Annotated in this window: 10 protein-coding genes and 1 pseudogene; 9 read left to right on the top strand and 2 right to left on the bottom strand. The window is 65.3% G+C overall.

Translation table 11 applies throughout. From position 1 onward, the window contains the following. Positions 1-33: 33 nt before the first annotated feature. The 3 genes and pseudogenes from C9E81_RS06880 to cysE form a co-directional block, all read left to right on the top strand. Positions 34-2,289, top strand: a pseudogene (locus tag C9E81_RS06880) (baseplate megatron protein TIM-barrel domain-containing protein); the annotation flags it as partial. Continuing rightward, positions 2,276-2,899: a DUF2793 domain-containing protein gene (locus C9E81_RS06875; protein ID WP_243698538.1), complete on the top strand. Its 624-nt coding sequence runs from the start codon at positions 2,276-2,278 to the stop codon at positions 2,897-2,899. The pseudogene C9E81_RS06880 and the gene C9E81_RS06875, both read left to right, overlap by 14 nt. Positions 2,900-3,086: 187 nt before the next feature. Next, positions 3,087-3,914, top strand: coding sequence for a serine O-acetyltransferase (gene cysE / locus C9E81_RS06870; protein ID WP_166461834.1), 828 nt, complete (start codon positions 3,087-3,089; stop codon positions 3,912-3,914). A gap of 45 nt (positions 3,915-3,959) precedes the next feature. Here cysE and trhA read toward each other — a convergent pair whose 3' ends face one another. Next, positions 3,960-4,655, bottom strand: a complete 696-nt coding sequence (gene trhA / locus C9E81_RS06865; protein WP_208021125.1) for a PAQR family membrane homeostasis protein TrhA — start codon at positions 4,653-4,655, stop codon at positions 3,960-3,962. A gap of 211 nt (positions 4,656-4,866) precedes the next feature. Here trhA and rpsB point away from each other — a divergent pair, with 211 nt between their 5' ends. The 4 genes from rpsB (at position 4,867) to C9E81_RS06845 (ending at position 8,895) form a co-directional block, all read left to right on the top strand. Further along, positions 4,867-5,664, top strand: coding sequence for a 30S ribosomal protein S2 (gene rpsB / locus C9E81_RS06860; RefSeq protein ID WP_122111552.1), 798 nt, complete (start codon positions 4,867-4,869; stop codon positions 5,662-5,664). 90 nt (positions 5,665-5,754) lie between these two features. Further along, the gene (tsf, locus tag C9E81_RS06855) at positions 5,755-6,633 is read left to right on the top strand and encodes a translation elongation factor Ts (protein WP_122111551.1); all 879 of its coding nucleotides are present in this window, start codon (positions 5,755-5,757) and stop codon (positions 6,631-6,633) included. A gap of 147 nt (positions 6,634-6,780) precedes the next feature. Next, positions 6,781-7,365 (top strand): (d)CMP kinase, encoded by a 585-nt coding sequence (locus C9E81_RS06850; protein ID WP_122111841.1) that lies wholly within the window; start codon positions 6,781-6,783, stop codon positions 7,363-7,365. 57 nt (positions 7,366-7,422) lie between these two features. Beyond that, positions 7,423-8,895, top strand: a complete 1,473-nt coding sequence (locus tag C9E81_RS06845) for an aldehyde dehydrogenase family protein (protein WP_122111550.1) — start codon at positions 7,423-7,425, stop codon at positions 8,893-8,895. A 276-nt stretch (positions 8,896-9,171) separates the two neighbouring features. Here C9E81_RS06845 and ade read toward each other — a convergent pair whose 3' ends face one another. After that, on the bottom strand, positions 9,172-10,869 hold the full coding sequence (gene ade / locus C9E81_RS06840; RefSeq protein WP_122111549.1) for an adenine deaminase: 1,698 nt from the start codon (positions 10,867-10,869) through the stop codon (positions 9,172-9,174). Positions 10,870-10,988: 119 nt separating this feature from the next. On the opposite strand from ade, the gene C9E81_RS06835 reads away from it, so the two are divergent. Both C9E81_RS06835 and acs read left to right on the top strand, forming a co-directional pair. Further along, entirely contained in the window at positions 10,989-11,750 is a 762-nt protein-coding gene (locus tag C9E81_RS06835) for an HpcH/HpaI aldolase family protein (protein WP_122111548.1), read from the top strand. 276 nt (positions 11,751-12,026) lie between these two features. After that, positions 12,027-13,982 carry an acetate--CoA ligase gene (gene acs, locus C9E81_RS06830; RefSeq protein WP_122111547.1) on the top strand — a complete coding sequence of 652 codons (1,956 nt, stop codon included), beginning with the start codon at positions 12,027-12,029 and terminating at the stop codon, positions 13,980-13,982. The last annotated feature ends 53 nt before the right edge of the window (positions 13,983-14,035 follow it).

Below are 14,035 nucleotides of genomic sequence, written 5' to 3'. Positions count from 1 at the left end.
CGAGGCGATGATCGAGGGCTTGGAGCGGCGGTTAACGGGCTGGCCGATCCTTATGGGGGTGCCGAACAGCCGGTCATGCCGTGGCGGGGGCGGATCACGACATCGGTGGCGGCGGGGCGCGAGAGCTCGCCGGACGGGAGCAAGGCGGCGGAGGCCGAGGTGGCGGCGTTTTTCGGGCAGGCCGGGCCGGGCGATTTCATCCGCGATGGCGAGCGGATCGAATATCGCGGGCCGGAGGAATGGTCCTATCGCCGCTTTGTCCTGCATTATGCGCATCTTTGTGCCGTGGCAGGGGGCGTGGACAGCTTCCTGATCGGCTCGGAAATGGTGGGCATGACGCGGATTCGCGGGGCCGGGGGCAGTTATCCGGCGGTGGCGGCGTTACGGCGGCTGGCGGCGGATGTGCGGGCCGTGCTGGGGCCGGAGGTCAGGCTGGGCTATGCCGCCGACTGGTCGGAATATTTTGGTCATCATCCGGGCGGGGGCGAGCTGTTCTTTCATCTCGATCCGCTCTGGGCCGACGGGAATATCGATTTCATCGGCATCGACAATTACATGCCACTCTCCGATTGGCGCGATCCCGCCTTTCCCGCCCGCCGCGACCTGTGGAGCGATGGTCCGGCATGGGAGCGGGGCCATTGGCTGAACGGGCGGGCCGGGGCGGTGCCGTTGGCCTCGGTCGTGGGCGATATCTGCCGGGAGGCGGGGGTGAGGGCTTTTGACACCAGTGGATTGTCGGGTGTCGTGCACGGCTATCGGCTGGAGGGGCAGGAGACCGGGCGGGCGGCGCTGCAACCCTTGATGCTGGCGCATGGCTTTGATGCGGTGGAGCGTGACGGGGTGCTGCGTTTCGTCATGCGGGATGGCCGGGCCAGGGGAGAGATCGGGCCGGATGATCTGGCTGTAGCCGATGGGCTGAGCGGGATCGAGGTCTCGCGGGCTCCGGATGCCGAGATAGTGGGGCGGCTGCGGCTGTCCCATGTCGAGGCGGGCGGCGATTACGCGGTGGCGACGGCGGAGGCGATCCTGCCCGGGGACGTAAGGGACAATGCCGCCGGGAGCGAGTTCCCGATGCTGCTGACACGGGCCGAGGGGCGGGCGATTGCCGAGCGGTGGCTGGCCGAGGCCGAGGTCTCGCGCGACAGGATACGTTTTGCCCTGCCGCCCTCGCGTGCGGATCTGGGGCCGGGGGATGTGCTGCGTGTGGCGCGGGAGGGTGCGGAGGCGCAGTCATGGCGGATCGACCGGGTCGAGCGGGCTGGGGCGATCAGCGTCGAGGCGGTGCGGGTCGATCCGGGGGTCTACCGGCCCGCGCGGGCGGCCGACGAAGAAACCGCGATCCGGCGCTATGTGCCGCCCCTGCCAGTCTGGCCGGTCTTTATGGACCTGCCGCTGATGCGGGGGGACGAGGCGCCGCATGCGCCATATCTCGCGGTATCGGCGCATCCCTGGCCGGGATCGGTCGCGGCCTATATGTCGGTCGAGGAGGAGGGCGGGTTCGACCTGAACCTGACCCTAACACGGCGGGCGGTGATGGGGCGGACATTGACGCCGCTGGCGCGCGCCCGTCCGGGGATGATCGACCGGGGTGCGCCCTTGCGATTGCGGATCAAGGGCGACCAGTTGCGCTCGGTCGGGCGGCGGGCGCTTTGGTCCGGGGCCAATCTGCTGGCGATCGGGGATGGATCGGCAGAGCGTTGGGAATTGCTGCAATTCGCCCGGGCCGAGCCGGTGGGCGACGGGATCTGGGAGATCCGCGACCGTCTGCGCGGGCAGGCGGGGACGGATGGGGTGATGCCTTCTGTCTGGCCCGCCGGGTCTCTGGCGGTGCTGATGGATGGGGCTGTGCGGCAGGTGGCACTGCCGCCCTCGGCGCGCGGACAGGAGCGGTTCTGGCGGATCGGCCCGGCGCTGCGCGCGCCCGATGACGCCAGTTACCGGGGGATCGTGACCGGGGCGAGGGGGATCGGGCTGCGTCCCTATGCGCCCTGCCATCTGCGGATCGAGGGGCGGCGGATCCGCTGGATCCGGCGGGCGCGGGTGGATGGCGATGGCTGGGATGGGCCGGAGGTGCCCCTGGGCGAGACGCGGGAAGCCTATCTGCTGCGGCTGAGCCGGGGCGGCGAGGTGATCCATCAGGTTCAGGTCCCGGTCCCGGAATACCGGGTGCCAGAGGGTGTCTGGTCGGCGGCGCTTGCCGGAGGCGCATTCACGGTCGCGGTCGCGCAACTGTCGGAACAGTTCGGGGCCGGGCCATTTGTCAGGAGGGATATCAATGACGGCGAATGATACGATGCGGCTGGAGATGCCGCTGTTGCAGCCCGCGCAGGCGCAGAAACATGTGACGGTGAACGAGGCGCTGATGCGGCTGGACGGGATGGTGAACCTGGTGCTGCAAAGCGTTTCGGCACGGGTGCCGCCGCTGGCGGTGATCGACGGGCAGTGCTGGGGCGTGCCGTCGGGGGCCGAAGGTGCCTGGGCGGGGCAGGGGGGCCGGATCGCCATTGGCTCGAATGGCGGTTGGGTCTTCGTGGTGCCATCAGTGGGGATGCGGGGATTCGTGGCCGACCGTGGCGCGCAGGCAATCCATGACGGGGCGGATTGGGTTGTCGGCGCATTGACTCTTGGCGCGCATGGATCGGGGATGCGGGCCGGGATGGCCGAGGCGGAGGTTTCGGTGGACGCCGGTGCGAGCTTCGAGACTCCGGTGATCATCCCGGATGGCGTGATGGTGGTGGGCGCGGTGGCGCGGGTGATCGAGCCGCTGCACGGGAGCCTGAACAAATGGAGGCTGGGAACGGCGGGTGCCCTGGACCGTTTCGGCAGCGGGTTGGGCATCCAGAAAGGGTCCTGGGCGCGCGGGCTTTCAGCTATTACGCGCCCGCACCGCTGGTCATGACCGCCGAAGGGGGCGCATTCGCCGGGGGGCGGGTGCGGCTGGCGGTGCATTGGTGGGAGTTGCGGCTGCCCGTGCAGAAGGGCTGATCCCGGGGTTCCGTTCGGGAAAGCGCGACGGCTCGCGCTTTCCCCTGCGGCCGAATTGGTCTAAGACTGGGATTGACGCAATTGGCGAGCGAGTCCTTTCGATGAATATGCAAAATGGCAGCAAGACGCCTCTGGATTTGGACCGTGACGCGGTCTGGGCGCAGATTCGCGATGAAGCTTCCCGGGCGATTCAGGACGAGCCGCTTCTGGGATCGGTGATTCATTCCGGGCTGCTGCATCACCGCAGCCTCGAGGCCGCGCTGGCCTATCGCTTTTCGCAGAAGCTGGCCTCGGGCGAGATGAGCGAGCAGATCCTGCGCGAGATCGCGGATGAGGCGCATCGCGCGTCGCCCGGGCTGGGCGATGCGGCGCGGGCCGATCTGCTGGCGGTCTATGACCGCGATCCGGCGACGCATCGGCTGATCCAGCCGATCCTGTTCTTCAAGGGATACCAGGCATTGCAGGCCTATCGCATGGCGCATTGGTTATGGCGCCAGGAGCGGCGGGACCTGGCCTATTTCGTGCAGATGCGCGTCTCGGAATGTTTCGGGGTCGATATCCATCCGGCGGCGCGGATCGGCACCGGGGTGATGATCGACCATGCCCATTCCATCGTCATCGGCGAGACCGCGACGGTGGGCAATGACGTGTCGATGCTGCATTCGGTTACATTGGGCGGGACCGGCAAGGAGGATGGCGACCGCCATCCCAAGGTCGGCGACGGGGTGATGATCGGCGCGGGCGCCAAGGTGCTGGGCAATATCCATATCGGCCATCATTCGCGGATCGCGGCGGGGTCGGTGGTGCTGCACGAGGTGCCCGCCTGCAAGACCGTGGCCGGGGTGCCGGCGCGGGTGATCGGAGATGCGGGCTGTTCGGAGCCCTCGCAATCGATGAACCAGTTGCTGGGGATCGACGACTACCTGTAGCCGTGAAGCCATCTGCAGAACGGTTGCGTGGCCGGTTGTGCGGGGTCACATGCCGTCGAGATGCAGGGCCAGGAAGACCGCTGAATAATGCACCGCCGCCGCGGCAACGACGAAACCGTGCCAGATCGCGTTCTGGAAGCGCAGCTTTTGCCACAGGTGAAAGCTTACCCCGGCTGAATAGATCAGGCCGCCGATGACGACCAGCCAGATCGAGATCCCCGGCAGATAGCCCGAGATCGGCCCGATGGCGATCAGCCCGCTCCATCCCATGGCGAGATAGAGCAGCACGGCCAGCCGGTCGCCCCGGCCCGGAAAGACGCATTTCAGGACGATTCCGGATATCGCGGTCAGCCAGATGCAGACCAGCAGCGCGGCGATCGCCGGCCTGTCGATGCCCAATTGGAGGAAGGGCGTGTAAGTTGCTGCAATCAGTATGAAGATCGCGGAGTGATCCAGCCGGCGCATGACCCATTTGAAACGCGACGGCGGCAGCATGTTGTAGGTGAAGGAAATACCGAGGGCGAGGACCAGTCCGAGGCCATAGATCCAGGCGGCGATCTGTTCGCCGCCACCGCCCCATGCCGTCGCATAGAAAATCAATGCGGTCGCCCCGATCAGCGCGAAGGCGACACCGATGCCGTGGACGATACCGTCGGCCAGCAATTCATGGAAGTCGTAGGATCGGCCAAACGGGAAATGCGAGGTCATCTGCAACGGGAGCGATTGTTTGGGAACTGGCATGATCCGGATGATGCGCGATAAGGGCCGCGCCCGCAATGCGGCGGTGGGGTTTTCTTTGCCTGTCCCCTTGCCAAGCCCGCCCTGAGCAGCTATTTCCCCCACACTTCTCAGGCAGAGGAGGGCCCTTGCGGGAGACATCCGTGAACGGTCCACCGGTTGGGGCATCCGCCTCGAAACCTCTGCCAAGGCGCAAACCGGAAAGGAAATGGACATGGCGCTTCCCGAATTTTCGCTGCGTCAGCTCTTGGAAGCTGGCGTTCACTACGGCCACCAGACTCAGCGCTGGAATCCGCGCATGGGCGAGTTCATCTATGGTGACCGCAACGGCATTCACATCATCGACCTGACACAGACCGTCCCGATGCTGGACGCGGCGCTGCAGGTCATCCGCGACACCGTCGCCAAGGGCGGCCGGGTGCTGTTCGTCGGCACCAAGCGCCAGGCGCAGAAATCGATCGCCGACGCGGCCGAGAAATCGGCGCAGTTCTACATGAATCACCGCTGGCTGGGCGGCACGCTGACCAACTGGAAAACCGTGTCGCAGTCGATCAGCCGCCTGAAGGCGATCGACGAGACCATGGCGGGCGGTGCCGAGGGCATGACCAAGAAGGAACGCCTCGGCCTTGAACGCGAGCAGGCCAAGCTGCAGGCATCCCTGGGCGGGATCCGCGATATGGGCGGCCTGCCGGACCTGCTGTTCGTCATCGACGTGAACAAGGAAGACCTCGCCATCGCCGAGGCGAAGAAGCTGGGGATCCCGGTTGTCGCCGTCGTTGACACCAACTGCTCGCCCGAGGGCGTTGACTACATCATTCCGGGTAACGATGATGCGGCGCGGGCGATTGCGCTTTACTGCGATCTGGCCAGCCGTGCGGCCCTGGACGGGATGTCCGCGCAGATGGGCGCTGCCGGGGTCGATGTCGGCGCGCTGGCCGAGGCTCCGGAAGAGGTTCTGGAGGAAGGCGAGGCCGAAGCCGCTGCCGAAGAGCAGGCCACGACCGACGCCTGACCCCGCCGGGGCGGATTTACCGCAGGTTTACAGAATTGTCGTCAGGCGGGGATATGCCCCGCCTGAGGCGTTGAACAAAGGAGACGGATCATGGCTATCACAGCCGCGATGGTGAAAGAGCTGCGCGAGACGACGGGCGCAGGGATGATGGACGCCAAGAAGGCGCTGACCGAGACCGATGGCGACATGCAGGCCGCATCCGACTGGCTGCGCACCAAGGGCCTGGCCAAGGCCGCCAAGAAATCGGGCCGCATCGCCGCCGAGGGTCTGGTCGCGGTCGCCGTGCGCGATGGCAAGGGTGTCGCGGTCGAGGTGAACTCGGAAACCGACTTCGTGGCCAAGAACGAAGAATTCCAGAACATGGTCCGCAAGATCGCCGGTGCCGCGCTGGACGTGGACGATGTCGAGGCGTTGAAGAATGCCCAGATCGACGGCAAGCCCGTCTCCGAGATTCTGACCGACGCCATCGCCAAGATCGGCGAGAACATGTCGCTGCGCCGGATGACCGTTGTGACTGCTCCGAAAGTCGTGACATATGTGCATAACTCGGTTGCCGATGGCATGGGCACGATCGGCGTGCTGGTCGGCCTGGAAGGCGGCGATGACGAGATCGGCCGCCAGATCGCCATGCATGTCGCCGCGACCTCGCCCGCCTCGCTTGGGCAGGACGATCTCGATCCCGCGATGATCGAGCGTGAAAAGCAGGTGCTGACCGATCAGGCCCGCGAATCAGGCAAGCCCGAAGCCGTCATCGAGAAGATGATCGTGGGCCGCATGAACAAGTTCTTCGAAGAGGTCACGCTGCTGGGCCAGAAATTCGTCATCAATCCCGACCTGACAGTGGAGCAGGCGGCGAAGGATGCCGGCGCGAAAATCACCGGCTTTGCCCGTGTGGCCGTGGGTGAAGGCATCGACAAGAAGGAAGAGGATTTCGCGGCCGAGGTCGCCAAGACCCTGGGCGGCAACTGATCCTCTTTTTCCTGGCCCGAATGGATGCGGCGCCGCTCGTCATGGAGTTGGCGCCGCATTTTTTACCTGGTTCCCATCCTGCGCTGGACCTGCATGCCCAAAATATGGCAAGTCCGGTTCACCCCCCCTTTGATCAGTTTCCCAAGCATGCCCTTCATCATTGCCATCGACGGACCCGCCGCATCGGGCAAGGGCACTATTGCCCGTGCCCTGGCCGCGCATTACGGTTTTCATCATCTCGACACAGGATTGCTGTATCGGGCGACCGGCGCGAAAGGCGGCGACCCGATAGAAGCCGCGCGCAGCCTTGCCCCCGATGACCTGCAACGCGATGACCTGAGAAGCGCGGAGGCCGGGCAGGCCGCCAGCCGGATCGCGGCCATCCCCGAAGTGCGCTCCGCACTGGTCGAGTTTCAGCGCCGTTTCGCGGCACAGGAACCGGGTTCGGTTCTGGATGGGCGCGATATCGGCACGGTGATTTGCCCGGATGCACCGGTCAAGCTGTTCGTGATCGCCTCGAACGAGGTCCGGGCGCGGCGGCGGGCCGAGGAATTGGGAGCGGATCCGGCCGAGATGCTGGATCAGCTGCAAGAACGCGACCGCCGCGACCGCGAACGGGACACCGCGCCGCTGCGCCCTGCCGATGACGCGACGGTCATCGACACCAGCCATATTTCCGTCGAGGAGGCGGTTGCGGCCGCCATTGCCATCGTGGAGCGGGCGCGCGGCTGAACCTCTTGCGCTGATCCCGCCAATAGGCGAGGCTGGCTTCCGCAAGGAGGAGCCGCCATGAATACCCATACCCGGCCTCGTGCCATTGCCGCCGCTTCGGACGGGGTTTTCATCGATAACCAGTGGCGGCCCTCGGCGAGTGGAGCCACGCTGGAGGTGATCGATCCGGCAAGGGGCGAGGCCTTCACCCGGATCGCGGCGGGTAATGCCGTGGATATCGATGCCGCGGTGTCCGCGGCCCGGCGCGCCCGGGACGGGGAATGGGGCGGGCTGACCGCGACCGAACGCGGGCGAATTCTCGGCCGGGCCGCCGCGCTGATTCCTGAGAATTTCGAGGAATTGTCGGCGCTGGAGGCCCGCGATACCGGCAAGCCGATGACACAGGCCCGTGCCGATATCACGGCGGCTGCCCGTTACCTGGAATTTTACGGCGGTGCGGCGGACAAGGTTCACGGTGACATGATCCCCTTTCTGCCGGGGCATTTCGTGACGACCGAATATGTGCCCTTTGGCGTGACCGGTCATATCATCCCGTGGAACTACCCCGCGCAGATGTTCGGGCGCACCATCGCCGCATCCCTCGCCATGGGCAATGCCTGTGTGCTGAAGCCCGCCGAGGATGCCTGCCTGACGCCCTTGCGGCTGGCGGAATTGCTGCGCGATGCCGGGCTGCCGCCGGGGGCGCTCAATGTGGTGCCGGGGCGCGGGGAAGAGGCCGGGGCGGCGCTGTCGGCACATCGCGGCATCGATTTCATCAGCTTCACCGGCAGTCCCGAGGTCGGTGCGGCGGTCCAGACATCGGCGGCGGCGCATCATATCGGCTGCACGCTGGAGCTGGGCGGCAAATCGCCGCAGATTGTCTTTGCCGATGCCGATCTGGACCGCGCCATGCCGGTAATCCTGAAGGCGATCACCCAGAATGCCGGGCAGACCTGTTCCGCCGGGGCGCGGCTGCTGGTCGAGGAAAGCATCGTTGACGTGGTGACCGAGCGCCTGCGGGCCGAATTCCCGGCGCTGACTGCGGGGGCACCGGAGGATGACCGCGATCTCGGCCCGCTGATCAATCCGCGGCAGCTGGCCCGCGTGCGGCGTTTCTGCGAGCAGGCCGATGCGGACGGCATCCCCCTGATTGCCGAGGGGAAGCTGGACGCGAATGTTTCGGGTGGCGGCAATTTCATCGCTCCGCGCGCCTATGGCCCGGTTCCCCGTGATCACATGCTGGCCCGGCAAGAGGTCTTTGGCCCGGTTCTGTCGCTGATGACATTCAGGGATGAGGCCGATGCCGTGGCGCTGGCCAATGACACGGATTACGGGCTGGTCGCGGGGGTCTGGTCGCGCGATGGCAGCCGGGCGATCCGCGTGGCGCGGCAGATCATGGTCGGGCAGGTCTTCGTCAACGCCTATGGTGCGGGCGGTGGCATCGAGTTGCCCTTCGGCGGCATGAAGAAATCTGGGCATGGCCGGGAAAAGGGCTTCGATGCGCTTTACGAATTCGCCGCCACTCGGACCATGGTGATCCGGCACGATTGATTGCGGCAGCAGGGGTGCGCGTTGCAATGGTGACAATTGCAACGGCGTAACCAGTTTGATCAGCAAATGCTGGGAACCCGGCTGCACAACCTGTGCAGCTCGCTTACACGGCCTGTACACAGGGCGTACACAGCTTGCGCACGCACTCCTCCGAATCCGTGAAGAACCACCCGGATTTTCAGACCGCTTCTTCTTTGTCCAAATACCTATTGGCCGACGGGTCGCGCCGCAGGTCCGAGCGACCAGTCGGCGACGGGCAAAGCCCCGGGCAACAGATCACCCCGCGATGATCTCGAACCTCTCGACATCCACCATGCCGCGATCGGTGATCTTCAGCGCCGGGATCACCGGCAGGGCGAGGAAGGCGAGCTGCAGGAACGGTTCTTCCAGCGTAACGCCAAGGCCGCGGGCCGCCTCGCGCAGATCGACCAGCCGGTCGCGGACCGCCTCGAAGGGATCGAGGCTCATCAGCCCGGCGATGGGCAGGGCAAGCTCGGCCAGGATGCGCCCCTTGTCGGCCACGACGAAACCGCCCTCGATATCCGACAGCCGGTTCGCGGCCAGCGCCATGTCATCGTAATCCGCGCCCACCACGGCGATATTGTGGTGGTCGTGGCAGACGGTCGAGGCGATGGCGCCGTGCGCGATGCCGAACCCGCGCACGAAGCCGGTGGCGATATTGCCGTTCCTGCCGTGGCGCTCGATCACCGCGATGCGCATCAGGTCACGCGCCGGATCGGGGCGCTTGTCGCCATCCTGCGGGGTGATCTCTTCGCGCAGATGTTCGGTGATGATCTTGCCTTCCATGATCCCGATCACATCGGTCTTGGCCCTGTTGCCGCTGCAGCGGAAATCCTCGGCCCGAACCGGCGGAGCCTTGACCGAGGCCCGCCCGACCGGCGGAACGAACCCGCGCGCCGCGAAGGCGCCGTCATCCACCATCCGGCCGCCGCAAAGCACCAGTTGCGCATCGCATGCCTCGAGTGAGCCCACCGCCACGATATCGGCCCGCAAGCCCGGCGCGATCAGCCCGCGATCCTTCAGCCCGAAGGCCTCTGCCGCCGAAAGCGAGGCGGCGCGATAGGCGGCCAGCGGCGTCGTGCCCAGTTTTATCAGCCGCCGGATCATGTAGTCGAGATGGCCATGCTCGCCGATATCCAGCGGATTGCGGTCGTCGGTGCACAGGCAGATATAGGCGCTGGCCGCCTCGGTCAGGATCGGCTGCAGCGCGTCCAGGTCCTTGGACACCGAGCCCTCGCGGATCAGCACCCGCATGCCCTTGCGCAGTTTTTCCAATGCCTCTTCGGCGGTTGTCGCCTCGTGCTCGGTGCGGATACCGGCGGCGATATAGGCGTTCAGGTCGCGGCCCGAAAGTTGCGGGCAATGCCCGTCGATATGGCCGCCCTCGAACAGGCGCAGCTTGGCCATGGCCAAAGGGTCGCGATGGATCACGCCGGGATAGTTCATGAATTCGGCCAGCCCGATGCCGGAAGGATGGTTCATGACCTCGCGCAGGTCATCGGCCTCGATCCGGGCGCCCGCCGTCTCCATATCGGTCGAGGGCACGCAGGAGGACAGTTGCACCCGCAGGTCCAGCAGCAGATGTTCGGCTGCCTGCTGGAAATAGCGGATCCCGTCCAGCCCGATGACATTGGCGATCTCATGCGGGTCGCAGATGGCGGTGGTGATGCCGCGTGGCGTCACGCAGCGGTCGAATTCGAAGGGCGTGACAAGGCTGCTTTCGACATGCAGATGGGTGTCGATAAAGCCCGGCACCAGCGTCAGGCCGGTCGCGTCGATCACCTCGTGGCCCTCGTAATCCGCGCCGATTCCCGCGATGCGGTCGCCGCAGATCGCCACGTCGCCCGGTATCGTCGCCCCGGTGACAAGATCGAATACGCGCCCCCCGCGCAGGACCAGGTCGGCGGGCTGATCCCCACGGGCCTGCGCGATGCGCCGTTCCAGATCGTCCATGCGGGCCTCCTTTATTGCCATTCCTTACAGAACCTCATCCCCGAGCAGCCGTCCAGATCCGCTTGCCTTCACCATGAACGCATGCTTGCCTGCGGCCAGCAGCGAGGGGAGGGCGCGCCATGACACTGACGGCAGAGAATTTCCACAGCCATTTTTCAACCGGGGGCAAGGCGGTGAATGGCTGGTGCGGCCTGCCATCGGCGGCGACGGCGGAGATCGTCGCGCGGGCGGGGTTCGACATGCTGACCATCGACATGCAGCACGGGATGATCGATTACCAGGTGATGTTGACCATGCTGCAGGCGATGTCGGCCAGCACCGCGCCCAAATTCGTCCGGCTGCCATGGAACGAGCCCGGCATCGCGATGAAATGCCTAGATGCGGGGGCGAGCGGCATCATCTGCCCGATGATCAACAATGCCGAGGATGCCCGGCGCCTTGTTGCCGCCACGCGCTATGCACCGCTTGGCGCGCGCAGCTACGGGCCGGTGCGGGCAGGGGCGCTGTGGTCCGATTACGTCGCGCGGTCAGGGGAGCTGGTGCAGGTCTTTGCGATGATCGAAACCGCCGAGGCGCTGGCCAATCGCGAGGCGATCATGGCGGTCGAGGGGTTGTCGGGGGTCTATATCGGCCCGGCGGATCTGGGCCTGTCACTGGGGCATGCCGCGACGCTGAACCCCGAGGCATCCGAGGTGCAGGAGGCCATCGACGCCATCCTGGCCTCGGCCCGCGAAGCGGGGCTGCTGGCGGGCATCCATTGCGGCTCGGGCGAGATGATCCGGCAGATGCACCGGCGCGGCTTTGATTTCGCCTCGCTATCGACCGATACGGGGATCTTTGCTCAGGCCATGGCCTCCGCGCTTGCGGATGCGCGGGGATAAGGCGGGAGGCGGCCTGATCCTCAGGTGATCCCGGGACTGTCTGAACACGGAACATGGCGGTGAGCCGGTCCGGAGGCAATTGCTGACGGGTTTGTGAAGTATTTACAAAAACGACTGTATTCGTGTCAATAAATTTACATAATTTTTCTTATATAAAAACGACTTAACATGATGTATAGCTTCCTGTTAACATAGTGTGCATTGCCGATCGATCTTGCTCGGATGGAGGTTTCCGGCATTGCGCGGGTGTTGTTACGGCTGCGAGGAGGGGAACTCATGAGTTCTGAAAATATTGCCAAACACGCGATTCCGGCGGGGTTCGAGAATGCCCATGTGAAACCGGCGGATTACGACCGGCTATATGCCGAATCGATCAATGATCCCGAGGCGTTCTGGGCCCGCGAGGGCAAGCGGCTGGACTGGATCAAGCCCTATACCAAGGTCAAGAATACCGATTTCACCTTTGGCAATGTCAGCATAAAGTGGTTCGAGGATGGCGAGCTGAACGTCGCCGCGAACTGCATCGACCGGCATCTGCCCAAGCGCGCCGAGCAGACCGCGATCATCTTCGAGCCCGACGATCCCAAGGATCCGGCGCAGCATATCACCTATGCGCAGCTTTCCGAGAACGTGAACCGGATGGCGAATGTGCTGCGTGACCTGGGCGTGAAAAAGGGCGACCGGGTGGTGATCTACCTGCCGATGATCCCCGAGGCCGCCTATGCGATGCTGGCCTGCGCGCGGATCGGGGCGATTCATTCCATCGTCTTCGCGGGCTTTTCCCCCGATGCGCTGGCCAACCGGATCAACGATTCGGGCGCGCAGATCGTGATCACCGCCGATACCGCTCCGCGCGGCGGGCGCAGGACGGCGCTGAAATCCAATGCCGACCAGGCGCTGCTGAGCTGTTCGGACAAGGTGCGCTGCCTTGTCGTCAAGCATACCGGGGACCAGACGACATGGACCGAGGGCCGCGACATCGACGTCAAGGTGCTGATGGCCGGGGCCGCGACGGAATGCGAGCCCGAGGCGATGAATGCCGAGGATCCGCTGTTCATCCTCTATACCTCGGGTTCGACCGGCAAGCCGAAGGGGGTCGTGCATACGACCGGCGGCTACCTCGTCTTTGCGGCGATGACGCATCAGTATACCTTCGATTACCACGAGGGCGATATCTACTGGTGCACGGCGGATGTGGGCTGGGTCACGGGCCACAGCTATATCGTCTATGGCCCGCTGGCCAATGGTGCCACCACGCTGATGTTCGAGGGTGTGCCGACATGGCCCGACGCCGGCCGTTTCTGGGAGGTCTGCGCCAAGCACAAGGTCAACCAGTTCTACACTGCGCCGACCGCCATCCGGGCGCTGATGGGCAAGGGGCCGGAATTCGTCGAGAAGCACGACCTGTCCAGCCTGCGTATCCTTGGCACCGTGGGCGAGCCGATCAATCCCGAGGCCTGGAACTGGTATGACACCCATGTCGGCAAGGGCAGATGCCCGATCGTCGATACATGGTGGCAGACCGAGACCGGCGGCCACCTGATCACGCCCTTGCCCGGCGCGACCGAGACCAAGCCGGGATCGGCCACGGTGCCGTTCTTCGGCATCAGGCCCGCCGTGCTGGATCCGGGCAGTGCCGAACTGATCGAGGGCAATCCGGCCGAGGGCGTGCTGTGTATCGCCGATAGCTGGCCGGGCCAGATGCGCACCGTATGGGGCGACCACCAGCGCTTCATGGAGACCTATTTCCAGCAATATCCGGGCTATTACTTTACCGGCGACGGTTGCCGCCGGGACGAGGACGGCTATTACTGGATCACCGGGCGGGTGGATGACGTCATCAATGTCTCGGGCCACCGGATGGGCACCGCCGAGGTGGAATCGGCGCTGGTCGCCCATGAGAAGGTCGCCGAGGCGGCAGTGGTCGGCTATCCGCATGCCGTCAAGGGGCAGGGCATCTATGCCTATGTCACGCTGATGAACGGCGTCGAGCCCACCGAGGAGCTGCGTGCCGAGCTGGAGAAGTGGGTCCGCAACGAGATCGGCCCGATCGCCAAGCCCGACCTGATCCAATGGGCGCCGGGTATGCCCAAGACCCGTTCGGGCAAGATCATGCGCCGCATCCTGCGCAAGATCGCCGAGAACGACTATGGCAGCCTCGGCGACACTTCGACCCTGGCCGAGCCGGAGGTCGTGGATGACCTGATCGCGAACCGGATGAACCGGGGCTGACACCGGCCCCGCCATCGCGCCCCGGCCTCTCCGCCGGGTAACCGGGGCGCCGA

The sequence above is a fragment of the Paracoccus alkanivorans genome, from assembly GCF_003697785.1.
In the GTDB taxonomy this organism is placed as follows: Bacteria; Pseudomonadota; Alphaproteobacteria; order Rhodobacterales; family Rhodobacteraceae; genus Paracoccus; species Paracoccus alkanivorans.
Note: the sequence above shows the minus strand (reverse complement) of the source record. Positions and strands in the feature narration are given on the sequence as shown.

Bases quoted from the DNA above. Each gene is read 5' to 3' on its own strand.
- C9E81_RS06875 (WP_243698538.1), top strand. From the start codon at position 2,276: ATGACGGCGAATGATACGATGCGGCTGGAGATGCCGCTGTTGCAGCCC.
- ade (WP_122111549.1), bottom strand. From the start codon at position 10,869: ATGGACGATCTGGAACGGCGCATCGCGCAGGCCCGTGGGGATCAGCCC.
- tsf (WP_122111551.1), top strand. From the start codon at position 5,755: ATGGCTATCACAGCCGCGATGGTGAAAGAGCTGCGCGAGACGACGGGC.
- C9E81_RS06845 (WP_122111550.1), top strand. From the start codon at position 7,423: ATGAATACCCATACCCGGCCTCGTGCCATTGCCGCCGCTTCGGACGGG.
- trhA (WP_208021125.1), bottom strand. From the start codon at position 4,655: ATGCCAGTTCCCAAACAATCGCTCCCGTTGCAGATGACCTCGCATTTC.
- C9E81_RS06850 (WP_122111841.1), top strand. From the start codon at position 6,781: ATGCCCTTCATCATTGCCATCGACGGACCCGCCGCATCGGGCAAGGGC.
- cysE (WP_166461834.1), top strand. From the start codon at position 3,087: ATGAATATGCAAAATGGCAGCAAGACGCCTCTGGATTTGGACCGTGAC.
- acs (WP_122111547.1), top strand. From the start codon at position 12,027: ATGAGTTCTGAAAATATTGCCAAACACGCGATTCCGGCGGGGTTCGAG.
- rpsB (WP_122111552.1), top strand. From the start codon at position 4,867: ATGGCGCTTCCCGAATTTTCGCTGCGTCAGCTCTTGGAAGCTGGCGTT.
- C9E81_RS06835 (WP_122111548.1), top strand. From the start codon at position 10,989: ATGACACTGACGGCAGAGAATTTCCACAGCCATTTTTCAACCGGGGGC.